We start from the raw sequence: 26058 nt of genomic DNA on the forward strand, positions 1-26058 counted from the left end.
TTCTTTGATATGTTATTTGATCTTTGCACATTACTGTTCACCAAGCTAACTAAGCATTTCGTATGCACTATTCAGGATATATAATATAACGAGGTAACGTACAAGTTTTCCAATAAACATTGAAATAACAGTCAGCCATACATTGCTTCGCATATAGCCCAACGCAATTGATATAACTTCTCCGAAAAAGGGTAAAAAGGCAAAGAATGCCATCAGTGCACCTTTTCCATGAAGGAATTGCTGCATCTTGTCAATCTTTTCTTTTTTAACTTTCATATATTTCTCTATCCATTCAATTTTACCTAAATGGCCTAACAGATAACACGTCATTCCACCGACTGTATTTCCTGTTGTTGCGGCAATGATACAGCCTATAGGGTTAAGACCAGCGTGAATTACTGCAAAAAGAACAAGCTCAGAACTGAATGGTAAAACACTACCGGCTAACAGAGCAGATATAAATAAGCCGCTGTACCCCCAATCGATAAGTATTTGTGTAACACTGTCTATAATAGCATCCATGTATTCAAAATGTATAGTGCAACCATTGCTATTGATGTAAAGATGAAAAACAGATTTGAAAGTCTGTTGTTTGTCAATGCGAACAAATGTCCGGCTAATATGCTAGACCCCGTAAGTAACAAGGACAATAGGCACAAGAAATGCGATGGCTGGAGAAGAATAAATATGAAAATAAAAAAATTCAGAAGAATAAAGAAACGCAAATATGATCGGGTGCGTATTTTATCTTGGTAACTAGTGACAAAACTATTAATGGAACTTACCACATAAAGCAGAAACATAAAACCTGTAACAATCACGTTGGTAAGTGGAACTTCTTTATAATTTACCGACTGAAAAGTAATCATGTCATGAAATGGTTTGTAAAACAGGCTCATTTCATTATGGTAGTAAGCATGCCCTAATAGAAACCAGAAAGGAAGACTCCAGCCAATGATAGCGGCAAAAAAACTTCTTATATTCAAAGACTGAAAGTTGTATGCACTAATGAACCAAACGGGAATAAAGAATGTGAGTTGCGGGAAAGCAAGACTTCCTATTCCAAGAAATGCGAATGAATGAAAGAGTTGTGCCGATGAATAGTGATTCTGGTAGCTCTTAAACAAAAAATAAATAGAAATGAGTGTTGCAAGAGCTGCTATATCGCCGGCATGAAATTGATGTAAGCCGGGTATAACCGCTGTAAATAAGAAATAAAATGAAGTTTGCACAGAGGCCCGCATGCGTATAATACCAAATGTATTATTAAGAATAATCAGCGAATATCCTATAAATGCAAAAATAAATAAGCTTAAAGCCAAAGCTATGTTCTCAGAAAGGTGGTTGACCTTCAGATAACTTAATAAGGAATATTCAGCTTCTGGTTTTGGCAAATCAGGCAACAGAATAGATGTCATTGTCCAGCAGACAATGGATATAATAATGGCGACGGGTAAGGTGAACTTTCCCGCCGTCACTCTTTTTTGTAGATAGTTTTTTCTCACTATAAATCGAATCCGATGTCGCGTCGGTAGTTTTTCTTTTCAAAACTAATCATATCAGCTACTCTGTAGCATTTTTCCAGAGCTTCTTCTTTTGAGTCACCATAAGAAGAAATAGCGATAACACGACCACCATCGGTTACTATGCGTCCCTCTTTTACAGTTGTTCCGGCATGGAAGAGTATGCTATCGGTTGTTTCGGCCAAGTTGAATCCAGTTATCGGGTATTCTTTGCGATATTCTTCAGGATATCCACCACTTACCAGCATAACACAAGCCGCTGTGCGAGGGTCAATAATCAGTTCTTTCGTATCAAGATTTACTCGGTACACGCCTTCGAACAAGTCAATGATGTCACTTTGTATTCTTAACATGACACTCTCTGTTTCAGGGTCACCCATACGAACATTATATTCTATCACCATGGGTTCACCTTCCACGTTGATCAGACCGATAAAGATGAAGCCTTTATAAAGAATGCCTTCTTCCCTCAGACCATCAATAGTAGGTTCGATGATGCGTTCGCGAACTTTCTCCATGAAGACTTCATCGGCAAATGGTACAGGAGAAACACTGCCCATGCCTCCGGTATTAAGGCCTTTGTCTCCTTCGCCAATTCGTTTATAGTCTTTAGCTACGGGTAATATTTTATAATGTTCACTATCAGTAAGAACAAATACAGAACACTCGATGCCACTTAAAAATTCCTCAATAACAACGGTATTGCTTGCTTGTCCAAACATGCCACTTAACATGTTTTGTAGTTCATTTTTGGCTTCCTCCAGTGTTGGCAGGATAAGTACCCCCTTGCCGGCGCAAAGTCCGTCTGCTTTGAGTACATAAGGAGCAGTCAATGTTTCCAGAAACTCGAATCCTTCTTCAAGCGTTTCTGTAGTAATACTTTTATAACGGGCCGTAGGGATGTTATGACGTTCCATGAATCCTTTGGCAAACTCTTTGCTACCTTCTAGTTGTGCTCCCTTCATAGAAGGACCTATTATCGCAATGTGTTGCAAGGCTATGTCTCCTTTAAAGAAATCAAATATTCCTTGTACCAACGGATCTTCAGGACCCACTACAATCATATTGACCTCCCTTTCAAGGGCAAAAACCTTCAATGCTTCGAAGTCGGTTGCTTTAATGTTAACGTTTTCTCCAACCGTTGCTGTTCCGGCGTTTCCGGGTGCAATGTAGAGCTTCTTCACTCTGGGGCTTTGGGCTATTTTCCATGCCATCGCATGTTCCCTACCTCCTGAACCTAATAATAACACTTTCATAATTAGCTGTTTATTTGTTGTTAATTTTACAGGTTGTCTTCAAAATATCGCGTAATTTTCTCATGTAAATGAACGCGATCTCTACCGGCAACATTATGTTTGTGGCCGGGATAAATAAACAAATCCGGATAAGTACGTGCGTCGATGCATGCTTTCATGAATGAAAGGGTATGCTGCGGCACGCAAGTATCATCATGGTCATCGTGTATAATCAATAAATGTCCTTTCAGATTGCCTGCCAGATTCTTCAAATTGCAAGCTTGGTAACCCTCAGGATTGCTGTCGGGCGTATCCATATATCTTTCACCGTACATTACTTCGTAATACGACCAATCAATAACGGGACCACCGGCCACGCCTGTTTTGAATATGTCTGGGTAACGAAGGAGTAGAGCAGTAGTCATATGTCCTCCGAAACTCCATCCATGCACTCCAACGCGGTTGCTGTCTATATAGGGCAGGCTTTTCAAGAATTGAACTCCTTTCACCTGATCTTTTCCCTCTTCAATGCTTAAGTGGCGGAATGTACAATTTTCAAATTCCAGTCCCCGGTTATCACTGCCTCGGTTATCAAGCGTGAACACAATGTAGCCTTTGTTTGCCATATAAATATCCCACCCCCTGGCACTGTTTTGCCAAGCATTAGTGATCATTTGCGCATGCGGCCCTCCGTACACATATACTATTACCGGATATTTTAACGACGGGTCAAAATTACTTGGTTTGACCATGCGGTAATACAAATCAGTCTGCTCGTCAGCTGCTTTAATAGTACCGACTTCAATGGTTGGCATCACAAATCCTTCGAATGGATTGGCCGCTGTAAGCAGGTTGATGCTTTTATTGGTTTTGATATCGATCAGGTTGATACTTCTTGGAACCGATGTTGATGAATAGCGGTCAATCAAGTACTTGCCCGAGCGACTGAGTATGGCAGCATGCACTCCTTCTTTATTGCCAATAAGTATGCGCTTTCCGCTTTTGACGTCCAAACGATAAATATTTTCTTGTAGCGGAGACAGTTCAGTACTGGTGAAGAATACGTATTTATTTTTTTCATCAAATCCTATCAGTTCTTTAACCAGCCATTTACCGGAAGTGAGTTGTTTTAGCTGTTTCCCTTGTCTGTTGTACAAATACAAGTGGTTAAAGCCATCTTTTTGACTTTGATAAATAAACTCGTTGCTATTCCAAGGCAGAAAAACAATGGGATGCTGAGGCTCAACGTACTTAGGATGTCTCTCTTCGAAAAGCGTTTGAATGAGCGCGCCCGTTTGTGCGTTGTACTCGCAAAGTTTGGCGTGGTTTTGATCCCGGTTAAGCTCAATTAAATAAAGACTTTTTTCGTCGGGCGACCAACTGATGTTTGTGAAATATCGATTAGTAGGGTCGCCTGTCTGGAGGTAAATACTTTTATCCGTTTGAGGATTGTAAATACCAACGGTTACCTGATGACTGGTCATTCCTGCCATGGGATAACGTACGTTGTTGACTGTACCCACTCGTGCAGTAATGTCAACCAGCGGATACTCTGTCACCATGCGTTCATTCATGCGGTAAAATGCCAGCAGACTACCTTTAGGACTCCAAAACGTTCCTTTGCTGATGCCAAACTCATTGCGGTGTACAGACTGTCCGCAAACTATTCCTTTTTCTTCTTTAGTCACAGCTCTGGTGCTGCCATCGGCAGTAGTAACGTACAGATTGTTGTCTAAAGTATAGGCAAGTGACCTGCTTTGTTTCTCCCAATCCTCGTTGCTTGCATTTTCCTTTCGTGGCTGGCTCCATTTAATTTCCTTGCTATTTATGTCTACTAAAACACGATAACCGGAGGTTGTAACCAGCATATAGGAACTCAACTCTTTATGATCGGAATAAGGAAATTCAATGTTATAAAAATGTTGAATCTTTCCCAACTGCATTGATTCAAGCAGTTGGTTGACTTCTGTTTTAGTAGCAATTACAACTTCCTTTCCGTTATTGGGTGAAACCACTTTCAGGTTTTCAATATCCGGTAGAACACAAAGATCACCCTTCCATTGCACACCGTAAATATTTTCCGGATAGCGGTAAGTTGCTCCTCCCGGAATTAAATCCTCTAAAGTAGGTTTCGGATTATTTTGTGCCGTCATGAAAGAAGTAAAAAATAAAGTTTGCAAAACCAGTAGTAACCTTACATACGTACCGGCATTTTTCAATAAACAGGCCATATAATCTTATCTTTCTTTGTTTCTACGGAAAGTATGCGAGCCTTGTTTCTCATTGCTTTCCTTCTTGAACTCCTTGTATTTACCTCCAAATATCTGGTATTTTCTGAATTCGCATTCTAATGCTCCATTGAAAAGAGGCACTTTACGACTGGGTTTTAACCCGATTTGGTCGAAACACTCTTCACGGTAACTTAATATCCATGCATCGTTGTCACAGAAAGCATGTTTCAGACGTTCGCCAATCATTTGATACAACCCTAATAAATCCTTGGTTGAGATACGTTCACCATAAGGAGGGTTCATTATGATCATCGACTTCTCTTTCGGTTGCTCAAACTGCTGAAAAGGCTGTAGCTTTAATACCACGTCTTTCGAAACTCCCGCAGCTTTTACATTGTGTATCGCTATGTCATGAGCATTCGGATTGTTATCATATCCATATATCTTATGGTTGAACTCACGCTCCTGACTGTCATCGTTGTATATTGAGTCAAACAAATCCTGATCGAAATCCACCCATTTTTCAAAGGCAAATTCTTTTCTAAAAACGCCCGGTGCAATGTTACGGGCTATTAGTGCAGCTTCAATGGGAATGGTGCCCGAGCCGCACATAGGGTCTATTAAATCGCATTCCCCTTTCCAACCACTCATCAATACCATTCCGGCAGCCAACACCTCATTCAACGGAGCTTCAACAGCCTCTTGGCGGTATCCTCTTCTGTGAAGCGATTCGCCCGATGAGTCAAGAGAAAGCGTGCAATGTGATTGTGCAATATGAATGTTAATCAATACGTCGGGTTTGTTAATACGTACAGAAGGTCTCTTTCCGTTTAAGTCACGGAAATAATCTACTATTGCATCTTTTACCTTATAGGAAACGAATTTAGAATGGCGAAACTCGTCGCTGAAGACTACTGCATCAACAGCAAAGGTTTTGTTTTCATCTAAAATATCTTTCCAAGGGAAGCCCTTAACCTGTTCGTACACCTCGTCTGCATTCTTGGCGGTGAAGCTTTTGATAGGTTTTAAAATTCGGATGGCTGTACGTAAGCAAAAATTAGCTTTATAAAGCATTTCTTTGTTACCGCTGAAGGACACCATACGTCGTCCGATTGCTACGTCGTTTGCTCCCAGTGCTGTTAACTCTTCTGCCAGTACCTCTTCCAGACCCTGGAAAGTTTTAGCAATCATTTCAAAGGATTCGCTCATTAGTGATATTTACGTTGTTACTAAAATTATAAATATAAGAACTGTTCGTCAGCGAACAATTACTTTTTTGCTTTTGTTTGTACGATTCTTGATCCGGGAGGTACATCTTCCGTTACCCATATATTTCCTCCCACGGTAGCATCACGTCCCACGGTAATACGCCCTAATATTGTTGCGTTGGAATAAACAATAACATTGTCTTCCAGAATCGGATGGCGGGGGATTCCTTTGATGGGCTTTCCCTCTTCATCCAGCGGAAAGCTTTTGGCACCTAAAGTCACCCCTTGGTATAGTTTTACATTGTTTCCGATGATACTGGTTGCCCCTATCACAACACCGGTACCGTGATCTATGGCAAAATGGTCACCAATTTCGGCAGCCGGATGAATATCTATTCCGGTTTCACTATGAGCCATTTCAGTTATGATTCGGGGAATTAAAGGAACCCCTAAAAGCAACAGTTCATGAGCAATGCGGTAATTGCTGATTGCTTTAATGGCCGGATAGCAGAAAATAACTTCACCAAAACTATGAGCAGCAGGGTCGCCGTTGTACGCCGCTTCAACATCCGTTGCCAGTTTCTTCCTCAAGTAAGGTAGTCTGCTTATGAATTTGGCCGCCATGCGCGATGCGTCTTCACGTTGTTTAGTTGTGCATCCATGACAATCATCTCCTCCCTCAAAGCATAATCCAGCCAGAATTTGCTCCGATAGAAGATCAAAAAGCTTTTCTGTGTTTACCCCGATGTGGTACTTTAAAGTGCGGCTATTTACTGTAGAATTTCCATAATAACCCGGAAAAAGGATGGAACGGGCCAATTCAATGATATCACACAATACGCGTGCTGAAGGCAATGGCTCGCCGTCCTTGTGCTGGTGAAACAGTCCTTGGTATGATTCGCTTTCCGAAAGCTCATCGACTGCCTGTGTCAGGATGTGGGTGAAGTTTAATGGACTCATTATGATATCCTCGGTTAATGTTATCGGCAAAGGTAAGAATTATTGGGGATATTACAATTAAACTATGTGCATATATTTATAGCGAGCTGTTTCTTATCGCATTTTTATAGTATAAATTTACCATACTTGTGGTATTTATGATGTATTAAATAACTCATATCTTTGTATCAACATTAAAAGATAAAAATTTAAATAATGATAGATATGGGAAAGATTGCGAAAAAATTGACTGACTTAGTAGGAAATACTCCTTTGTTAGAGATTGGAAATTACAGTGCCAGTAAAGGTCTGAAGGCCAAATTGGTAGTGAAACTCGAGAGCTTCAATCCGGTAGGCTGTGTGAAAGAACGTATTGCTTTGGCCATGATTGAAGATGCTGAAGCCAAAGGTATTTTAAAACCCGGCGTGACAATCATTGAACCTACCAGTGGCAATACCGGAATCGGACTGGCTTTTGCATCGGCTGCAAAAGGATACAAGCTTATCTTGACGATGCCCGATACCATGAGCGTAGAGCGACGTAATCTTCTAAAAGCATTTGGCGCCCATTTAGTGCTCACGCCCGGTGCCAATGGTATGAAAGGTGCTATTGCCAGAGCAGAAGAACTTCGTGAGGAAACTCCCGATTCAATTATTCTGCAACAGTTTGAGAACCCTGCCAACCCTGCCATTCATGAAAAAACAACCGGTGAAGAGATATGGAATGATACCGACGGTCTGGTTGATGTGTTTGTGGCTGGTGTAGGTACAGGAGGTACTGTTAGCGGGGTAGGAGCAGCTTTGAAACGACACAACCCGGCTGTGCAGATTGTTGCTGTTGAACCGGCCGACTCTCCTGTGCTTTCAGGAGGAAATCCCGGACCGCATAAAATACAGGGAATAGGTGCGGGATTTATTCCCAAGACTTATAACCCGGCAGTGGTTGATTTAATCAAACAAGTTCAGAATGATGATGCCATTCGTACCAGTCGCGAGCTAGCTGCAAAAGAAGGATTGTTAGTTGGAATCTCTTCCGGAGCTGCCGTATGGGCGGCAGCCGAGTTGGCTAAACTGCCTGAATATGAAGGTAAAACGATTGTTGCTTTATTGCCTGATACTGGCGAACGTTACTTATCAACTATTCTTTACGCATTCGAGGAATATCCATTATAGTATTTAGTTCTTTTTTCCTCTTTATTTGTTTGTTGGTTTTACGAGCCCCTCTGTTTGAAGAGAGGCTCGTATTTTAATTTGAGCGGGGTACGTCTACATAAAATGCATGAAAAAAAGTATCACCAAGTATCACCAACGCCTTAACTGGTTGATATACAACTCTTTCTGTGTGATACTTGCCTAAAAAAAAGCCTCACCAAGTATCACCAAGTATCACCAACTTTTTTGCAGTGATTCCTTTTAGTACAACACTAATTAAATCTTTCACATAAAGGATTTCAACCAGCCTGCTTATGCGATTTATTTTGCTGGTGAGCAAATTTCGTCTCCACCCGGGTGTACACACTTTGTACACCCCCATGTACAGATACTATACACCCGGGTGTACAACATCTGTACACCCGGGTGTATATGAAGTTTTGCAACGAGCAAAATAAAGCCTGTAATAACCTAATATAGGTTGACTAAACGTCTCTTATCCCTATCTGAAGTTGACAGGTTATAATTTAAATCTCTAACTCAGGTTGACTAGCTTCTTTCTAGTCCCTAACTTGGATTGACAGCTCTCTTCTAGGCTTAAAATATTTAAACGTGAGGAGCTGTTTGCATCCATCCGGGTTTGTTTCATTCAAGTGCTAAACAGAACCCGGTTCACTCTTTTGAAAGCAAAGATAGTTTTTTCTTCTTATTGCGGGCAAGGATCTCTGTATTTATCCTTATAACTTCTCCACCGCTTCTTGATGAGCCCCGTCTTACCATAAGCTTGTTCAGGAGTCAGCATATCCAAACTTCTATGAGGTCGTTTAGTATTGTAGAATGTGACAGCTTCCTGTACCGCTTGCCTGACTTGCTCTATCGTTTGAAAGGAATATTGATTAAGGAATTCCTTTTTGAGAATGCCATTTACCCTTTCTGCTATGGCATTCTCTTTAGGATCTCCATTCTGGGTCATACTAATCCTTATTCCTTTTTGCCTCAATTCATTTATATACCCAAAGCTTGCGTACTGCACCCCTCGATCTGAGTGATGAATCAATGAATCTCCCTGTTGTATACTTCTGTTTTTATAAGATTGCTTAAGAGCCTCTATGGTGTGAATAGCAGCCAGCGTAGGGCCTACGTAAGCACCTACAATCTCATGGTCGTAGGCATCTGTTATAAGGGAGAGAAAACAAAATTCATCTTCCCGTAAACGAATATAGGTTATGTCGCTCACCCAGACTTGATTGGACCTGTTGATAGTCAGATCCTTGATTAGGTTAGGGTAAGTCGGTAAACCGTGAGTCGAATCGGTGGTACGGCAACTTCTCTTGGGCGCTTTGAGCATCAGGTTGTGTTGCTTGAGTACTTTCAAAAAAACATCACGGCCGATGCTGTAATCTTTACCGAAGTATTGGTTGTACATCACCCAGAGTTTCTCACCACCTATGGCAGCGGCTTTTCCCCGAATATCTTGAGCGAACTCAATAATGAAACGGCAGAGGGCAAGAGATTTGATGTTATCATCTACGTGTTGGTAATAAGCTTGCTTAGAAGCACCAAACAGTCCGCAAAGAGCTCCCACATGATAAGAGGGATTCTTTGCGTGAAGCTGTTTTACCGTTTGGTGCCAGCTTTTTTTCGAATAGGAAGCTGAAACTTTTCTTCGGCTACATTAATCATTTCATCTAAGAAATCAGCACGCATCTTTTCACGCTTCAAGCACAATTCTTTTTCTTGAAGAAGACGACGCAAGGCTAAGATTTCTTCGTTCTCACTCTGAGGTTTCTTTGGCATGGGCGTATCATGTAGTTCATTATCCGGAGCAAAGATACGAATCCAACTCCGTAATGTACTTGTACTGGGAATGGAATATTTATTACACAAAGAACGTTTGCTATGTGTACCCTGAAGAAACTCTGCAACTACCGACATTTTAAATGCGGTATCAAAAACACGACGACTCTTAGATATATCACTCATCTTTTAAGGAATTTCAGAGTCAACTTTTTCTAGGGTAAGACAGCCGGTTTGTTATTGTTTATAATGCGGAACCGCATATTCTTTAGCACTGACCCGATCAATAGGAATCTCCCATATTTTGACGTTTTTAACGGCAGGATCGGAGTAGATGAACTCACGGTCTATGTAATGCTTCATGATGATATCCAACGCCTGTCGCTTTTCATCTAGGTCTTCAATAAAGCCCACCTTTCCTCTGCATATCACACTCTTTGCTTTCATCCGGTAGCTACAAGCTACTTGCGGATGTTGAAATACCAATTCGTGATCAATGCTGAAAGTAATACATACCTTATTATTTTTGTTGAGCATATCAATGGAGCTGCCGGTAGGCCCCGAATGGAGATAGATAACCCCATCCTGATACCCGAAATTCATCGGGATAACGTACGGATCACCTTCCAGGTCGGTAATACCCACATAGCAAATGTCACAGCGTGAAATAATCTCTTCAACTCTTTCTTTGTCTTCAATAATAATTGTCTTCATTATCTCTTTTCTTCTACCAATGCAAAATCCAACTGCTTTTTCTCCAAATTGGCACGGGCAACTTTCACTGTTATGGCATCGCCCAAACTGTACATACGGTTCTTCCTTCTTCCTCGCAGACAGTAGTTCTTTTCATCAAACTCATAGTAATCATCGTCCAGATCGCGCATAGGGATCATTCCTTCGCATTTGTTTTCGTTGAGTTCCACGTAGAGTCCCCATTCGGTAACTCCCGAAATAACTCCGTCGAAGATTTGTCCCAAACGCTCACTCATGAACTCTACTTGTTTGTATTTAATAGATGCTCGTTCGGCATTGGCAGCAATTTGTTCCATGTTTGAACTATGTTCACACAAATCTTCGTATTTGCTTTCTAATACGCTTCTTCCACCTTCTGCATATTTCGTTAACAGGCGGTGCACCATCATATCCGGAAAACGACGGATGGGAGAGGTGAAATGAGTATAGTATTCAAATGCCAGTCCGTAATGCCCAATGTTATGGGTAGAATAGCGAGCCTTCTGCATCGCTCTGATAGAAACTGTCTCTATTAAGTTCTCCTCCTTTTTTCCTTGAATGTCATCCAACAGATGATTAATTGATTTCGACACATCGCTTTTGGTTCCTGATGTGCGTAGTTTGTAGCCAAAACGGGCGATGAACTGTGCTAGGTTGTCCAACTTTTCAGGGTCGGGAAGATCATGAATTCGATAGGGAAAGACTTTTGCTTTTTTATTTCTGGGTACTTTTCCTATTTCTTCTGCTACGGTTTTGTTGGCAAGCAACATGAATTCCTCAACCAGTTTATTGGCATCTTTTGACTCTTTGAAGTAAACGCTTACCGGTTTTCCTTTATCATCTATTTCGAATTTAACCTCATAACGGTCAAAATTAATAGCTCCCGATGAGAATCGTTTATCCCTCAGCGCTTTGGCAATCTTGTCGAGCATCAGCACTTCTTCTTTAAAATCGCCCTCTTTGGTTTCGATAATTTGCTGTGCCTCTTCGTACGTAAAGCGGCGGTCAGAGTTAATAACGGTGTGAACGATTCTGGAGTTCTTCACCTCGCCTTTTTCGGTGATATCGAATATAACAGAATACGATAACTTTTCTTCGTTAGGTCTCAACGAGCAGATGAAGTTACAAAGACGCTCCGGTAACATGGGAATTGTGCGGTCAACCAAATACACCGAAGTGGCTCTTTTTTCTGCTTCTTTGTCGATGATGCTTCCTTCTTGCACATAATGGCTTACGTCGGCAATGTGCACTCCCACTTCCCATAATCCCTCTTTGATGGAACGTATGGATAGCGCATCGTCAAAGTCTTTGGCGTCTTTGGGGTCTATGGTGAAGGTCGTTACCTTTCTGAAATCTTCTCTTCGGGCAATTTCTTCTTCCGAGATTTCGGCAGGAATTTTGTCTGCTGCTTTTTCAACAGCCTCCGGATATACGTATGGCAGTCCGAATTCAGCTAAGATGGCGTGCATCTCGGTGGTATTATCACCGGCTTTTCCCAGGATGTCAATGACTTGTCCTATGGGGTTCTTGGCCTTATCGGGCCACTCTACTATCTTAACAACAGCTTTGTCGCCGGTCTTTCCGCCTTTCAACTTTTCTTTCGGAATGAAAATATCGTTGGCTAATGTGCGGTTTTCGGTAACAAGGAATGCATAAGAGTTGGCAACCTCCAATGTTCCTACAAATGTATCGTTGGCACGTTCGAGTATTTCAACCACCTCACCCTCTGCATCATGGTTTTTGCGCTTTGCATAAAAAACGATTCTTACTTTGTCTTTATTCATCGCATGGGCCGAATTTCGTTCGGCAATGAATATCGGATCGCCTCCTTCATCGGGAATGAACGAGTTCTTACCATTGCTTTTGCGTTGAAAAGTACCGGTCAGTTCTTTGCCGTGGTCATTTAGCCGGAATTTGTTTTTATCAACTTCGGTTATGTAGTCGCCGTCTTTCAGCTCGTTTAATATATCAATGCAGAGCATTTTAAGGGGATGAGTAGTCATTCTAAGCTCTGAGAAAATAAATTTCAGACTCAGTGCTTCCGTCGGTTTGCTATGAAAAAAGTTCATCAGTATGTTCACCAGATCTTTTTTCTTCATTCGTTTACCGGCTTTTTTCTCTTTATTTTTTGCCATGTGTAAATCTTTTAAATAACTTGCTTGTACAAAGTAAACAAAATATTGTTTTCGATGGTTCTGAATTGAACTAAAACTTGCCGTTTTCTCTCAAAATAGAGGGAAAACGGCTCAATAATTTGATTAATGTTTATCTTTGTAAGCGTTTTTATTAAAAAAATCGGTTGATGAAGAATATTTTGATTACAGGAGCGAGCGGTTTCATCGGTAGTTTTATTGTGGAAGAAGCTCTGAAAAAAGGCTTGTCTGTATGGGCAGGTGTGAGACCCACAAGCAGTAAGGCCTATTTGAAACAGGAGGAATTGCATTTTATCTCGTTTGATTTTGATGATTCTGACAAGCTCAGAGAACAGCTTCTTTTGTTTAAGCAACAGGAAGGCGGATTTGATTATATTGTTCATTGTGCCGGTGTAACCAAATGTGTTCATCAGTCTGACTTTGACCGGGTGAATTATTGGCAAACCAAGCGGTTTGTTGATTTGCTTTGTGAGCTGCAAATGGTTCCTACACAGTTTATACATATCAGTACGCTGAGTGTATTTGGCCCTATTCACGAAGAAACGTACCAGCCTATTGTGGAACAAGATAAGCCCCAACCCAATACGGCTTACGGAATCAGTAAGCTGAAGGCGGAACAACATTTGCAGCAATTACCCGATTTTCCTTACGTCATTTTACGCCCAACGGGTGTGTACGGTCCGCGTGAGAGAGATTATTTCATGATGGCCCAATCCATTAAAAAACATCTTGACTTTTCAGTGGGCTATAAGAAGCAGGATCTGACTTTTATATATGTGAAAGACATAGTGCAGGCTGTTTTTCTGGCTATTGAGAAGGGTGTTAAGCAACGAAGCTATTTTTTATCGGACGGCAAGGTGTACAGTAGTCGCACTTTTTCCGAATTAATTCAGAAAGAATTATGTATTTCTTTTGTAATACGTATTAAATGTCCATTAATAATTTTAAAAGTTATATCTTTGCTCGCTGAATTTTTTGCAGGCATCTCTGGCAAGAGTAGTACGCTTAATTCGGACAAATTTAAAATAATGAAACAAAGGAACTGGCAATGTGATATTACTCCGCTGGTTAATGAACTGGGTTACAAACCTGAGTTCGATTTACAGAAAGGTGTCAAAGAGACAATTGCTTGGTATAAGAAAGAAGGATGGCTTTAAACTTATTTACTAGGGTAGACTCCCGCAAAGGGTTGTTTGCTGTTGAGAAGGTTACACTGATCTATAATCTGCTAACCTCCGTTTTGATACTTTTCATCTTCCAAAGAATGGACCACCCGCTTGTTATGTTAGCCGAAAGAGCTGTCATAGCGGGAGTCACCTTTTTGCTGATGTATCTTTACAGGCTGGCTCCTTGTAAGATGACAGCTTTCATCCGAATGGCTGTACAAATGGGCTTGCTGTCTTATTGGTATCCTGATACCTTTGAGTTCAACAGGGTGTTTCCTAACCTAGATCACCTGTTTGCCTCTGCAGAGCAGTGGTTGTTTGGTTGTCAGCCGGCTGTGATGTTTAATTATTACCTGCCCCAGATGTGGGTGAGCGAACCTTTTAATATGGGATACTTTGCTTATTATCCCATGATTTTAATTGTAGCGATGTACTATTTTGTTTTTCGTTTTGAGTTATTCGAAAAGCTTTCGTTTGTTCTGGTGACATCGTTTTTTGTCTATTACCTTATTTATATATTTGTGCCGGTGGCCGGTCCGCAATTTTATTTCCCGGCTATTGGTGCCGACAATGTAGCTAAAGGCATTTTTCCTTCCATTGGCGACTATTTTAATCATCACGTAGAGTTGCTTCCGGGACCGGGCTATGAACACGGCTTTTTCTATAATCTGGTTGAAGCTTCTCAGCAAGTAGGCGAGCGTCCAACAGCGGCCTTTCCCAGTTCGCATGTGGGAATTTCTACCATCCTGATGATTATGTCCTGGCGTGCCAGCAAGAAACTATTTGGCTTCCTGTTGCCTTTCTATGTATTACTTTGCGGAGCTACGGTGTATATTCAGGCTCATTATCTCATCGATTCTATAGCAGGCTTCGTTTCTGCCTTTATGCTATATATATTGGTAACCAAGATGTTTAAGAAGTGGTTTGCCGTTCCAATGTTCAAGTATCAGCCGCGCCACATAGCACCTGAACTCAAATAACAATATATGTAAAGCCCCATAACCTATATTCTATCTTGCATAAGAATATAGGTTATGGGGACTTCAATACATCGTTTACTCGCTTACTTCGGCGGGTTTTATCGTTTCAAAGATCTCGAAAAGTTCTTTTACCGATTCGGTGCGTAGCATGGCAATGCGTGTTTCCCTGAAGTTGGGTATGCCTTTAAATAAAGGAGTCGCTGCCAGGTGTCGGCGAATGTGAACAATGCCTCTTCTTTCATCCAAACGTTCCACGCTGTTTAATACTTCTTCACGCAAAACCTGCATTTTCCATTCGAAAGATAAAGACGTGAGCTCTTCGCCGGTCTCCAGGTAATGCTTTATTTCCTTGAATATCCACGGACGGCCAATGCTGCCACGACCAATCATGACGGCATCTACTCCATATTTATCGAAGCATTCCTTGGCACGTTGCGGCGTGGTTACGTCACCATTTCCTATAATGGGAATGTGCATACGAGGGTTGTTCTTCACGTCACCTATCAAGGTCCAGTCGGCCTCACCCGTATACATCTGTGCCCGCGTGCGTCCGTGAATGGTTAAGGCTGCAATGCCACAATCTTGAAGTCTTTCGGCAAGGTCAACAATGATCTTACTGTTGGCATCCCATCCCAAACGCGTTTTTACGGTAACAGGAACCTTAACGGCTTCGACTACAGCGCGGGTTATTTCCAACATTTTAGGTACGTTTTGCAACATACCCGATCCGGCTCCCTTTCCGGCTACTTTTTTGACCGGACAGCCAAAGTTAATATCCAGAATATCGGGACAAGCCGCTTCGGCAATTTGGGCTGCGCCAACCATTGCGTCCGTTTCTCTACCGTATATTTGTATAGCCACCGGTCTTTCTTCATCACAAATGGAGAGCTTTTGAGTGGTTTTGTTGACTAATCGTATCAATGCATCGCTTGATATGAACTCGGTATACACCATATCTGCACCAAATTTTTTGCACATCAAACGGAAGGCCGGATCGGTAACATCTTCCATCGGAGCAAGAAATATGGGACGGTTGCCTAGTTCTATGTTTCCAATTTTCATAATCTACTATTGTTTAGGCTGCAAAAATAAGGAAAAAAAGGCTACCTTTGTGCCCTTAACCTTTAAGTTTTATATGAGTGAGGGGCTGTTTAACTACCTCTAACAAGCTGCAAACGGCTTAATAGGACTTGGGTGCATAGTAATTTAATGATATTAAAATGATAAAAGACTTCGAAATAATGGCTCCTGTAGGATCACGGGAGTCTCTTGCCGCTGCCATTCAGGCAGGAGCAGATTCTATTTACTTTGGTATAGAGAACCTGAATATGCGTTCGCGCTCGGCCAGCGCTTTTACGATTGATGATTTGCGTGAAATAGCCGGTGTGTGCAACGATCATGGCATGAAGAGTTACCTGACGGTGAACGTGATTATTTATGATAATGATATGGAGCAGATGCGCATCATTGTGCGGGCGGCCAAAGAAGCAGGCATTTCTGCTGTCATTGCCAGTGATGTATCTGTCATGAACTTTGCCAGAAGCATCGGTCAGGAGGTGCATTTATCTACTCAGCTTAACATTACGAATATTGAGTCGCTGAAATTCTATGCTTTATTTGCAGATGTTGTTGTCTTGGCTCGTGAGTTGAATCTGGATCAGGTTGCCGAAATTTATCGTCAGATAAAGGAGGAGAATATATGTGGTCCCAACGGGGAGTTGATTCGTATTGAAATGTTCTGTCACGGTGCTTTGTGCATGGCAGTGTCTGGTAAATGTTATCTTTCTTTGCATGAGATGAATAGCTCTGCCAATCGGGGTGCTTGCATGCAGGTGTGTCGCAGAGGCTACACGGTGCGCGACAAAGATACTGATGTAGAGCTGGAAATAGATAACGAATACATCATGTCGCCCAAAGATCTTAAAACGATTCATTTCATGAACAAGATGATGGACGCGGGGGTGAAGGTGTTTAAAATTGAAGGCAGAGCGCGCGGTCCCGAATACGTTAAAACGGTAGTTGAATGTTATAAAGAGGCCATTCAGGCATGTGTTGACGGGCAATTTACCGACGAGAAAATCGCGGCTTGGGACGAACGTTTACGCACAGTGTTTAACCGTGGGTTCTGGGACGGATACTACTTGGGGCAACGGTTAGGCGAATGGAGCAAAAATTATGGTTCCGAAGCTACCGAGAAGAAAGTCTACGTAGGTAAGGGCATTAAATATTTTAGTAACATAGGCGTTGCTGAGTTTCAGGTTGAAGCTGCCGAACTGAAAGTGGGAGATAAAATCTTGATTACCGGTCCAACAACCGGTGCGGTTTATGCTACGCTTGATGAGGCCAGAGTGGATTTGAAACCTGTTGATACGGTGAAGCAGGGCGAGCGTTTCTCATTTAAGATTGCCGATAAAATAAGACCGAGTGATAAGCTTTTCAAATTAATTCCGACGGAGGAGCTGAAGGCTGCTAAGAAAAGAAAGGAACAATAATTCTCATCAATCAGAATCTCAATACTATGAATAAATACATTTATGAACTGATTTTGAAGGTGCGTGATTACGAGTGCGATTTACAAGGTATTGTGAATAATGCAAATTATCAGCATTACTTAGAGCATACCCGTCATGAGTTTCTCTTGTCGGCTGGTGTGTCATTTGCCGATTTGCATACTCAAGGCATCGATCCGGTTGTAGCGCGCATTACGATTTCTTTTAAAACTCCATTGAAGAGTGGCGATCAGTTTGTTTCTAAACTCTATCTGAAGAAAGAAGGAATCAAATACGTCTTTTATCAGGATATATTTCGAAAAGAAGATAACAAAATAGTCGTAAAAGCCGTAGTCGATACGGTTTGTGTGGTGAATGGTCGTCTCACACAGAGTGAGGTGTTCGATAAGTTATTTGCTCCTTATTTGAGGAACGATGACTGATCAGGAACGAATCTGTAGCATCGCTTTGACTCAGATAGCAGGCATCGGACCTGTTTGGGCGCGTAACCTGATTCAGGCAATGGGAAGTGCGGTTGATGTTTTTGACCGTCGCAAAGAGGTTCCCGAAGTCATGAAAGGGGTTGCAGGTGCCCGGGTGGTTGAAGCCTTGAATTGTCCGCAAGCGCTGACTAGGGCTGAAGCGGAATATGAGTTCGTGGTGAAAAATCACTTGAAATGTATAACAATGGGTGAAGAAGAGTATCCGTCTCGCTTGCGTGAGTGCGATGATGCTCCTATTGTGCTTTATTACAAAGGAAATGCCTCGTTGAATCCGCCACATGCTGTTAGCTTGGTTGGTACCCGGCATGCAACAGATTATGGTAAAAATTTATGTTTGCGTTTCATGCGTGATTTGGTGGAGATGGTTCCCGATGTACTGATTGTAAGCGGATTGGCTTATGGCATTGATATTCATGCTCACCGGGCAGCGCTGGAATACAACTTGTCTACCATTGGGGTCTTGGCTCACGGATTAGATCGTATCTATCCGTCGGTGCACCGCAAAACAGCTGTCGATATGATTGCTCGTGGCGGACTGCTCACTGAGTTTATGAGTGGAACGACTCCCGACAGATATAATTTTGTTAGTCGCAACCGAATTGTTGCAGGGCTTTGTGATGCAACCATCGTGGTTGAGTCGGCTGCAAAAGGTGGTTCGTTGATTACGGCAGACATAGCCGAGAGTTATCACCGTGATTGTTTTGCTTTTCCGGGAAGAAGTGAAGATGAATATTCAAAAGGTTGTAATCAACTGATTCGCGATAATAAGGCTACTTTGATACAATCTGCCGAGGACTTTGTACGTGCCATGTGTTGGGATGTGAAAGCCACTCCCAGTCCGGAAGCTATTCAGCGTACTTTGTTTCCCGATCTTTCCGATGATGAATGTGCTGTTGTGTCTAAGCTTGAAGAGGGAAGCCAGCAAATCAACTCGCTTGTTGTAGCCACTGATATTCCGGTTAACCGAATGAATTCTCTTTTATTTGAAATGGAAATGAAAGGGATTATCTCGCTCCAGGCCGGTGGAATATATAAACTGCTCACATGATTATAAAAAAATAGGAAGAGAACATTCAAGCTCTCTTCCTATTATCATTTATGATTTCGCTACTAGAGCTTAATCCTTAAGTTTGGCAGAAATAAATTCACGATTCAAGCGTGCAATATTACTGATAGAGATGTTTTTTGGACATTCAGCTTCACAAGCACGTGTGTTTGTGCAGTTACCAAATCCTAATTCATCCATTTTAGAAACCATGGCTTTTGCACGGCGAGCTGCTTCTACTTTTCCTTGAGGAAGTAAAGCCAGCTGACTTACCTTAGCCGAAAGGAACAGCATAGCCGAACCGTTCTTACAAGCAGCAACGCAAGCACCACAACCTATACATGAAGCAGAATCCATCGCTTCGTCGGCTATTTCCTTTGATATAAGTATAGCATTGGCATCTTGAGGAGCACCGGTATTGATATTCACATATCCTCCGGCTTGCATAATTTTGTCGAACGCTGTGCGGTCAACCATCAAATCACGGATAACAGGGAATCCTGCAGAACGCCAAGGTTCAACAGTGATTGTGTCACCGTCTTCGAAACGACGCATGTACATCTGACAAGTGGTAGCACCGGTTGCAGGACCGTGAGGATGTCCGTTGATGTATAAAGAACACATACCGCAAATTCCTTCGCGACAGTCGTGATCAAATACAATCGGTTCTTTTCCCTCGTTAATCAGGTCTTCATTTAAGATATCTAGCATTTCAAGAAATGAAGTATCTCCCGGGATATCTTTCATTTGATATGTTTCAAAAGCACCTTTTGCTTTAGGGCCTTTCTGACGCCATACCTTGAGCGTAAATGATATATTTTTTTCCATTGTATGTTATGCTTTATAGTTACGGGTTTGTACCTTCACAAACTGATAGTTAAGATCTTCCTTGATTAATTCAGGAGCAGAATCTTCGCCGGTGTATTTCCAGCAAGATACATAAGAGAAGTTTGCGTCATCACGAAGAGCCTCACCTTCGGGTGTTTGGAATTCTTCACGGAAGTGACCACCGCAAGATTCTTCACGATTCAAGGCGTCTGTAGCCATCAGCATTCCAACTTCTATAAAGTCTGACAGGCGGAGAGCTTTTTCAAGTTCAATGTTTAACTCATTTACATCTCCGGGTATGCGTACGTTAGCCCAGAAGTCTTTTTTAACCTCTTTGATTCCGTCCAATGCTTTCTGCAAAGATTCTTTTGTACGAGCCATACCTACGAAATCCCACATAATGTGACCTAGTTTCTTGTGGATTGAGTCAACAGAATGCTTGCCGTTAACAGCTTTAATCTTATTGATTTTCTCAACAACAGCTTTTTCTGTTTCAACAAACTCAGGAAGATCAGTAGAGAAACGTGGAACCTGAATCTGATCTGCCAAATAGTTCTGTATAGTATATGGAAGTACAAAATAACCATCAGCCAAACCTTGCATTAATGCAGAAGCTCCCAAACGGTTTGCACCGTGATCTGAGAAGTTACATTCACCGATAGCGAAAAGTCCGGGAATAGAAGTCATTAATTCGTAATCAACCCAGATACCACCCATTGTATAGTGAATAGCAGGGAAAATCATCATCGGAGTTTTGTATGGGTTCTCGTCAGTGATTTCTTCATACATATCGAAAAGGTTACCATAACGGGCACGAACTACGTCTTCACCCAAACGGTCAATAGCATACTTGAAGTCAAGGTATACAGCCAGGCCTGTATTGTTTACACCGAAACCAGCGTCACAACGTTCTTTGGCAGCACGAGAAGCTACGTCACGCGGAACCAAGTTTCCGAATGCGGGATAACGACGTTCCAAATAGAAATCGCGGTCTTCGTCAGGAATATCTGTTGCTTTTTTGGTTCCAGCCTGAAGAGCTTTGGCATCTTCCAGCTTTTTGGGAACCCAGATACGTCCGTCGTTACGAAGTGATTCTGACATTAACGTCAACTTTGATTGTTTGTCGCCGTGTACGGGGATACAAGTAGGGTGAATCTGTGCGTAACAAGGGTTAGCAAAGTAAGCGCCCTTTTTGTAGCACTGAATAACAACCGAACCGTTAGATCCCATCGCATTTGTTGAAAGGAAGAAAGCGTTTCCATACCCCCCGGTGCCTATAACAACAGCGTGAGCAGAGAATCTCTCAATCTCTCCCGTAACCAAGTTACGAGCTATGATTCCGCGGGCACGACCCTCGATAACTACCAAATCAAGCATTTCATAGCGGGTGAAAAGCTTCACGTTGCCTTTGTGTACCTGACGGCTTAATGCAGAATAAGCACCTAACAACAACTGTTGTCCGGTCTGACCTTTTGCATAAAACGTACGTGAAACCTGAGCTCCACCGAAAGAGCGGTTGTCGAGTGTGCCACCGTAATCACGTGCAAAGGGAACTCCTTGAGCCACACATTGGTCAATGATGGCATTCGAAACCTCTGCCAGACGGTAAACGTTAGCTTCGCGAGCGCGGTAATCACCTCCTTTTATCGTATCGTAAAATAAACGGTAAACAGAGTCACCGTCGTTCTGATAATTCTTAGCAGCATTGATACCACCTTGCGCTGCAATTGAGTGAGCACGACGTGGTGAATCTTGAATGCAAAAGTTGAAAACCTTGAATCCCATTTCGCCCAAAGAAGCTGCTGCCGATGCACCTGCAAGTCCTGTACCAACAACGATAATGTCCAGACGACGCTTGTTAGCCGGGTTTACAAGTTTTTGATGAGCTTTATAGTTACTCCATTTCTCAGCCAATTGGCCTTCAGGAATTTTTGAATCTATCTTAGTCATAATGCTTTAACAATTTAATGATTTACAATTTGTATTACTAACAAGCTCCGCACATCAGCGATTTCAAGAAAAACACCACAACAACAAGTGCGAATCCGCCAACAATGATAGTTGAATAGATGTTTGAAACAAGCTTCCAGCGTTCAAACCAAACTTTGTTGTTCCAACCCATTGTTTGAAGTGAGCTCCAGAAACCATGAGTCAGATGGAACCACAATGCGCCTAACCACAACAAATAAAGAACTACAAACACAGGAGAACTGAATGTCTCTTTGATAAGCGCAGCTCCGTCGTGAGGATCAACTCCGGGTAGTACACCTGTGATTTCATTAAATTGCATTTTGTACCAGAAGTTAGCCAAGTGAAGTGCTAAGCCCAAAATGACAATAATACCCAGAACAAGCATGTTTTGAGAAGCCCATTCTACTGATTTTGGCTTTTCAACAACAGCATAGCGTTCACTTCCACGTGCATTGCGATTCTGAATGGTTAACCAGAATGCATAGACAATGTGGATTACGAAAAGAGCAGCCAGTCCCATAGTAGCTACTAATGCGTACCAATTAGCTCCCAGGAACTTACAAACCACGTTGTAAGCATCACCACTGATGATTGCAACGAGATTCATCGCCATGTGAAATGTCAGAAACAGGATAAGGGCGAGCCCAGTGATACTCATCACCACTTTCCTTCCTACAGATGAATTACTTAACCACATAAATGATTGATTTTAAATTATTTAATTGTTAGAACTATATATTCATAATTACCTGTCTGTTTGAACCGCAAAAGTACGTGAAATACCTTGATTTAGCAAGCAATTAAAGAAATAATTCCTTAATAATGAGGGCTTGTTACCTGATTTGTATCTTTTCTCCCTGAGCCGTACGGGTTCTTAGTTCGCGAGGTGAATAACCAAAGGAAGATTTACAGAAATGAGCGAAATGCGACAAGCTATCGAAACCGTAGTTTTTGCTTACTTCGCCAACCTTTTGATTGGTGTTCTGTAGTTCATCTAAAATGGCTTTTTTCTTTTGGTTCAGTATCCATTCATAAACCGGTTCGCCGTACATATTCTTAAATAATCGTCTGAACGTGGTAGTAGAATATCCACCCAAATGTGCAAATTCTTCCACGGTTTTAACTTTGTGGTAGTTTTGCATGACGAAAACATGAAAATGCTCAATGTATTTGCTGATGGGGTAGAAAAAAGCTTTCAATTGATGAATAGGGTAGTAGCAAGTAATGACAAATACCAGTTCCTGACTTTTCAAATTGATAATCTGATCGCAGGGATTGTGTTCTTCCAAGTACTCGGTTATTTGGGTCAACAAACGAGTTAACTTGTCGTTAATCTTTAATGCAGAATATGTTATGGGTGCTTCAGAATTGGTTATTATTTCATGGTAACGCTCTTCGCAAACTACCGGAAGTTTATTGAACCAGAAAACAATATATTCAACATCAGTGAGCGCTAATAATTCTATTTTTGAGTTGATGGCCTGAAGTATAAAGTCTCCCTTTTTAAGATTTGTTCCCGGATACTCGTCGCTGTTGACAAGTAGTTCGCCTTTTAAAATGAAAATCATACAATTCTGAACGCACTTCTCTGCAGGGAAATGTTTTCCTCTGATAAAGCTCCGATGAACAAGTATATCATTGGTTGCCTTTTTACACGCAGAGCAATTAGATAATCGTGCGCAGATCGAATTTGTCGGCATAAATCGCTGATGTTTCTTTTACTTTCTAAACAAAGATACATTTTTTGCGTGGTTCAATTCATAATTTTAGCATATCTTTGCCAAAAACGTATATTATAGAATAAAAATGAAAGCTTTTTTTGTATTTCTATTCTGCTTTGTATGTGTAGAAAACAGTTATTCTCAGAACTGGGATATCAACACTTTACATAAGATAAATAGCTTGGATAGCAAATTTATCCGTCATTCATCAAAATTTATTGCCGGTTCAACTCCTTATATTGTGGTTGGATTACCCACTTGTATGGCTATATATGCGGGTCTTAACAAAGATTGCGGTCTGTTTGAAGATGCCGTGTATATCGGGACAAGTGTTATAGAGGCTTTCGCTGTTTCTTATGGCAGTAAAATATTAATTAACAGGATGCGTCCGTTTGAAAAATATCCTGATAGGGTGGATGAACAAGAACGCCCGGGTGATCCTTCATTTCCTTCCATACATACAGCTTCGGCTTTCTCACTGGCCACCTCGTTGAGTATAAAATACCCGAAATGGTACGTTATTGCACCTTCTGCCTTATGGGCTTGTTCTGTGGGTTTTTCCCGGATGAATCAAGGAGTACATTATCCGTCGGACGTATTAGCGGGGGCAGTATTGGGTACGGGTTGCGCTTTTGCAAATGTGTATATCAATAAGTGGCTAAAAAAATGGTTACTTCCGTCGGTGAAGAAGGAAATAACCATTTGTTATTAAAGCCGCAGATGACTAAGGAAATCAGAGTCTCTTTCCGGATTTTAATATATTCTCATATTCTGTTGAGCTCAGAATTTCCAGCGCACGCTGAACACTTGGGTTGCTTTTGTTGATGACCCTGAAATACTCAGTCATATCCCATAAGTCACGGGCAATAAGTGCTTTGAGCTGTGCCTTGATTAATGGGAGTGATTGCTGATATTGTTTCTCATCAAATGTTATCTTCTCTTTATCGGCCATTTCCCTCATTTCCTTCAGCATATCCTCACTGATTGTGAAATCCTTCTCATAGGTTTCAAATTTGTTGTATTTAGCTAAAAGAGATTTCCTATTGTTCTCAATGAATTTCATTGTTGTCTTAAGGATCACCCCTTTCGCTGCTATGTTTTGATGATACACCGTGTACTGAGTGGTATCAACAGGTACAAAGTAATCGGGCATGATTCCGCCGCCTGCGTAAACTACTCTTTTCAGTTTCTTAGTCAGGCACTTCAATGAATCGGGGAAATGAATGCTATCTGCACTAGTCATTTCTCCATTGTTATACCGATGGATCAGGTCTTGGTTGTAAGACGTGAAACTTCCGTCTTCACTTTCTTTCTCACCGGCTTTGTATGGCTTTTGAATACAACGTCCGGCCGGAGTGTAATACCGTGCAACGGTCAGGCGTATCATCGAACCATCGGGTAAGTCAATGGGGCGTTGCACCAATCCTTTTCCGAATGACCTGCGTCCCACCACAACACCACGATCCCAATCTTGGATTGCCCCGGTTACAATCTCACTGGCTGAGGCTGAGAACTCATCAACTAGGACAATCAGTTTTCCTTTCTTGAAATCTCCGGTACCTTTAGCAAAGAACTCACTCCGTTGGGAGTTACGCCCTTCAGTATACACTATTAATTCTTTTTGTTCCAAGAATTCATTAGCTAAATCAATGGCTGCGTTCAGATAACCACCGCCATTACCTTGTAAATCAAGAATCAAATCTTTCATCCCTTTCTTCTGAAGTTCTTTGAGCGATTTATTGAATTCTTCCGTTGTAGTAGCTCCAAAACGATTGATGCGTATATAACCTGTTTTAGGTTGTATCATGTAACTTGCATCCAAACTGTAAATAGGAATTTTATCTCGTACTACCTTGAAATGCAAGGGATCTTTGATGCCTCTTCTAACAATGGTCAGGTTTACTTTGGAATCTTTAGGACCACGCAAACGACTCATAATATCCTCCGTACTCATTTTAACTCCTGCTATAGCCGTATCATTTACAGCAACAATACGGTCTCCGGCTAAGATACCGACTTTCTCGGACGGTCCATTACTCACCGGTTGAATGACGAATAACGTATCTTCTACCATGTTAAACTGAACGCCTATTCCTTCAAAGTTACCAATGAGCGGTTCGTTCATTTTCTTCACCTCTTGCGCGTCGGAATAGGTTGAATGCGGATCTAGTTGCGCCAGCATTTTAATAATTGCCTCTTCAACCAGCTTGTTTTCATCAACTTTATCTACATAAAGATTGGTGATGGCAAATTGCGCCATTTGCAATTTGCGCGATGCATCCGTCCCAAAGTTCTGGCCACTGGCCGTTTGAGCAGAGATAACTCCCCCCATGATAGCAATAAAAAAAAGAGCCTTATCAAGCGCAAGGCTCTTTATGATGTTTT

Annotated in this window: 23 protein-coding genes; 7 read left to right on the forward strand and 16 right to left on the reverse strand. The window is 41.7% G+C overall.

The window, feature by feature from the left end:
- Positions 1 to 45: 45 nt before the first annotated feature.
- From ACKPCE_RS04460 to epsC, 6 genes are read right to left on the reverse strand one after another with little or no spacing between them, the layout of a single operon-like run.
- Positions 46 to 522, reverse strand: coding sequence for a YqaA family protein (locus tag ACKPCE_RS04460; RefSeq protein WP_319504344.1), 477 nt, complete (start codon positions 520 to 522; stop codon positions 46 to 48).
- The gene (locus tag ACKPCE_RS04465; protein ID WP_319504345.1) at positions 507 to 1505 is read right to left on the reverse strand and encodes a hypothetical protein; all 999 of its coding nucleotides are present in this window, start codon (positions 1503 to 1505) and stop codon (positions 507 to 509) included. The genes ACKPCE_RS04460 and ACKPCE_RS04465 overlap by 16 nt, the downstream gene beginning before the upstream one ends.
- The gene (gene purD / locus ACKPCE_RS04470; protein ID WP_319504346.1) at positions 1505 to 2779 is read right to left on the reverse strand and encodes a phosphoribosylamine--glycine ligase; all 1275 of its coding nucleotides are present in this window, start codon (positions 2777 to 2779) and stop codon (positions 1505 to 1507) included. Before purD ends, ACKPCE_RS04465 begins: the two co-directional genes overlap by 1 nt.
- A gap of 26 nt (positions 2780 to 2805) precedes the next feature.
- Complete coding sequence (locus tag ACKPCE_RS04475) at positions 2806 to 4989, reverse strand: S9 family peptidase (protein WP_319504347.1); 2184 nt, start codon at positions 4987 to 4989, stop codon at positions 2806 to 2808.
- 6 nt (positions 4990 to 4995) lie between these two features.
- Entirely contained in the window at positions 4996 to 6198 is a 1203-nt protein-coding gene (locus tag ACKPCE_RS04480) for a THUMP domain-containing class I SAM-dependent RNA methyltransferase (protein WP_081698244.1), read from the reverse strand.
- A gap of 59 nt (positions 6199 to 6257) precedes the next feature.
- Complete coding sequence (gene epsC / locus ACKPCE_RS04485; RefSeq protein ID WP_319504348.1) at positions 6258 to 7157, reverse strand: serine O-acetyltransferase EpsC; 900 nt, start codon at positions 7155 to 7157, stop codon at positions 6258 to 6260.
- Between the two features lie 204 nt (positions 7158 to 7361).
- Between epsC and cysK the strand changes: the two genes are divergently transcribed.
- Positions 7362 to 8309 carry a cysteine synthase A gene (gene cysK / locus ACKPCE_RS04490; protein WP_276991548.1) on the forward strand — a complete coding sequence of 316 codons (948 nt, stop codon included), beginning with the start codon at positions 7362 to 7364 and terminating at the stop codon, positions 8307 to 8309.
- Between the two features lie 685 nt (positions 8310 to 8994).
- Here the strand turns inward: cysK and ACKPCE_RS04495 are convergent.
- The 4 genes from ACKPCE_RS04495 to rnr are packed head-to-tail and all read right to left on the reverse strand — an operon-like array spanning position 8995 to position 12952.
- Entirely contained in the window at positions 8995 to 9873 is an 879-nt protein-coding gene (locus ACKPCE_RS04495; protein ID WP_319503937.1) for an IS3 family transposase, read from the reverse strand.
- Between the two features lie 32 nt (positions 9874 to 9905).
- Positions 9906 to 10271: a transposase gene (locus ACKPCE_RS04500; RefSeq protein WP_319503938.1), complete on the reverse strand. Its 366-nt coding sequence runs from the start codon at positions 10269 to 10271 to the stop codon at positions 9906 to 9908.
- A gap of 51 nt (positions 10272 to 10322) precedes the next feature.
- Positions 10323 to 10799, reverse strand: coding sequence for a pyridoxamine 5'-phosphate oxidase family protein (locus ACKPCE_RS04505; RefSeq protein ID WP_319504349.1), 477 nt, complete (start codon positions 10797 to 10799; stop codon positions 10323 to 10325).
- Positions 10799 to 12952 carry a ribonuclease R gene (rnr, locus tag ACKPCE_RS04510; RefSeq protein ID WP_319504350.1) on the reverse strand — a complete coding sequence of 718 codons (2154 nt, stop codon included), beginning with the start codon at positions 12950 to 12952 and terminating at the stop codon, positions 10799 to 10801. Before rnr ends, ACKPCE_RS04505 begins: the two co-directional genes overlap by 1 nt.
- Before the next feature lie 167 nt (positions 12953 to 13119).
- Here rnr and ACKPCE_RS04515 point away from each other — a divergent pair, with 167 nt between their 5' ends.
- Positions 13120 to 14127, forward strand: a complete 1008-nt coding sequence (locus tag ACKPCE_RS04515; RefSeq protein WP_319504351.1) for an NAD-dependent epimerase/dehydratase family protein — start codon at positions 13120 to 13122, stop codon at positions 14125 to 14127.
- Complete coding sequence (locus ACKPCE_RS04520) at positions 14118 to 15116, forward strand: phosphatase PAP2 family protein (protein WP_319504352.1); 999 nt, start codon at positions 14118 to 14120, stop codon at positions 15114 to 15116. The genes ACKPCE_RS04515 and ACKPCE_RS04520 overlap by 10 nt, the downstream gene beginning before the upstream one ends.
- Before the next feature lie 75 nt (positions 15117 to 15191).
- On the opposite strand, the gene dusB is transcribed toward ACKPCE_RS04520, so the two are convergent.
- A complete protein-coding gene (gene dusB / locus ACKPCE_RS04525) occupies positions 15192 to 16178 on the reverse strand; it encodes a tRNA dihydrouridine synthase DusB (RefSeq protein ID WP_276991561.1) in 987 nt (328 codons plus the stop codon).
- 158 nt (positions 16179 to 16336) lie between these two features.
- On the opposite strand from dusB, the gene ACKPCE_RS04530 reads away from it, so the two are divergent.
- The 3 genes from ACKPCE_RS04530 to dprA are packed head-to-tail and all read left to right on the forward strand — an operon-like array spanning position 16337 to position 19156.
- Positions 16337 to 17608, forward strand: coding sequence for a peptidase U32 family protein (locus ACKPCE_RS04530; protein WP_319504353.1), 1272 nt, complete (start codon positions 16337 to 16339; stop codon positions 17606 to 17608).
- Between the two features lie 26 nt (positions 17609 to 17634).
- A complete protein-coding gene (locus tag ACKPCE_RS04535; RefSeq protein ID WP_319504354.1) occupies positions 17635 to 18048 on the forward strand; it encodes an acyl-CoA thioesterase in 414 nt (137 codons plus the stop codon).
- Positions 18041 to 19156 (forward strand): DNA-processing protein DprA, encoded by a 1116-nt coding sequence (gene dprA / locus ACKPCE_RS04540; RefSeq protein WP_319504355.1) that lies wholly within the window; start codon positions 18041 to 18043, stop codon positions 19154 to 19156. Before ACKPCE_RS04535 ends, dprA begins: the two co-directional genes overlap by 8 nt.
- Before the next feature lie 69 nt (positions 19157 to 19225).
- Here dprA and ACKPCE_RS04545 read toward each other — a convergent pair whose 3' ends face one another.
- The 4 genes from ACKPCE_RS04545 to ACKPCE_RS04560 all read right to left on the reverse strand — a co-directional run bounded on the left by ACKPCE_RS04545 (position 19226) and on the right by ACKPCE_RS04560 (position 23652).
- Positions 19226 to 19981: a succinate dehydrogenase/fumarate reductase iron-sulfur subunit gene (locus ACKPCE_RS04545; RefSeq protein WP_024995995.1), complete on the reverse strand. Its 756-nt coding sequence runs from the start codon at positions 19979 to 19981 to the stop codon at positions 19226 to 19228.
- Positions 19982 to 19987: 6 nt separating this feature from the next.
- Positions 19988 to 21931 (reverse strand): fumarate reductase/succinate dehydrogenase flavoprotein subunit, encoded by a 1944-nt coding sequence (locus tag ACKPCE_RS04550; protein WP_319504356.1) that lies wholly within the window; start codon positions 21929 to 21931, stop codon positions 19988 to 19990.
- Positions 21932 to 21968: 37 nt separating this feature from the next.
- Positions 21969 to 22649: a fumarate reductase gene (locus tag ACKPCE_RS04555; protein ID WP_024995996.1), complete on the reverse strand. Its 681-nt coding sequence runs from the start codon at positions 22647 to 22649 to the stop codon at positions 21969 to 21971.
- A 136-nt stretch (positions 22650 to 22785) separates the two neighbouring features.
- The gene (locus ACKPCE_RS04560; protein WP_024995997.1) at positions 22786 to 23652 is read right to left on the reverse strand and encodes a helix-turn-helix transcriptional regulator; all 867 of its coding nucleotides are present in this window, start codon (positions 23650 to 23652) and stop codon (positions 22786 to 22788) included.
- A 106-nt stretch (positions 23653 to 23758) separates the two neighbouring features.
- On the opposite strand from ACKPCE_RS04560, the gene ACKPCE_RS04565 reads away from it, so the two are divergent.
- Positions 23759 to 24385, forward strand: a complete 627-nt coding sequence (locus tag ACKPCE_RS04565; RefSeq protein ID WP_319504357.1) for a phosphatase PAP2 family protein — start codon at positions 23759 to 23761, stop codon at positions 24383 to 24385.
- Between the two features lie 21 nt (positions 24386 to 24406).
- Here ACKPCE_RS04565 and ACKPCE_RS04570 read toward each other — a convergent pair whose 3' ends face one another.
- Positions 24407 to 26005 (reverse strand): S41 family peptidase, encoded by a 1599-nt coding sequence (locus ACKPCE_RS04570; RefSeq protein ID WP_319505920.1) that lies wholly within the window; start codon positions 26003 to 26005, stop codon positions 24407 to 24409.
- Positions 26006 to 26058: the final 53 nt, after the last annotated feature.

Source organism: Bacteroides graminisolvens (assembly GCF_963666085.1).
Classification (GTDB): Bacteria; Bacteroidota; Bacteroidia; order Bacteroidales; family Bacteroidaceae; genus Bacteroides; species Bacteroides graminisolvens.